1 pseudogene is annotated in these 661 nt (G+C 70.7%); it reads left to right on the top strand.

Annotated features, from left to right (window positions below):
- Positions 1-279: 279 nt before the first annotated feature.
- Positions 280-661, top strand: a pseudogene (locus tag GUY61_RS38780) (XRE family transcriptional regulator); the annotation flags it as partial.

The raw sequence follows: 661 nt of genomic DNA, 5'->3' as shown, positions 1-661 counted from the left end.
GGCCAAGATCACGCATACGAGACAAGAACCCCCGTTCACCCCCGCTCAGCGCTCCCACGACCACCCGCAGACTCACTCACACGACCCAGAACTCACTCACACTCAGTGCATCACCACCTGTTCACAACCCCCGTGTGAGTTCGGGGCCGCTTCCGTTCGCGCCTCGGCCGTTCGCCGGTTGGCGAGGATCACTCTTGATCGCGAGCGCGCCGTCCACAAGGCTCTGGCCTGTCCGGGAACATGTCCCAGGTATGTCCCGGAGGAGGTGGGAGGGGCTTGATGAGGATCACCGACGGTGCTCCCGACCCGGAGCGGGTGCGCAACGCCGCCGAGTTCGCGGAGCGGCTGCAGGAACTGAAGTACTGGTCCGCGCTGACCTACCGGGAACTCACCGCGCGCGCCGAGGCGATGGGCGAGGTGCTGCCGCGCAGCACAGTGGCCAACATGCTCTCCCGCGACACCCTTCCCCGCGAGGAACTGGTCTCCGTGTTCGTCCGGGCCTGCGGCTGCGGGCCGGCCGTGGCGGAGGTCTGGCTGCGGGTCCGCAAGGAGCTTGCGGCGGGCGGCGGAGTACGGCGGCCGGAGGGCCCCGGCGCGGAGGAGGAGCCGCCGGACGCCGCGGACGGGACGTCCGGCGCGGACGGGACGCCGGGCGCGGTGG

It is taken from the genome of Streptomyces sp. GC420 (genome assembly GCF_009916105.1).
Taxonomy (GTDB): Bacteria; Actinomycetota; Actinomycetes; order Streptomycetales; family Streptomycetaceae; genus Streptomyces.
This window is presented reverse-complemented; position numbering and strand designations above follow the sequence as displayed.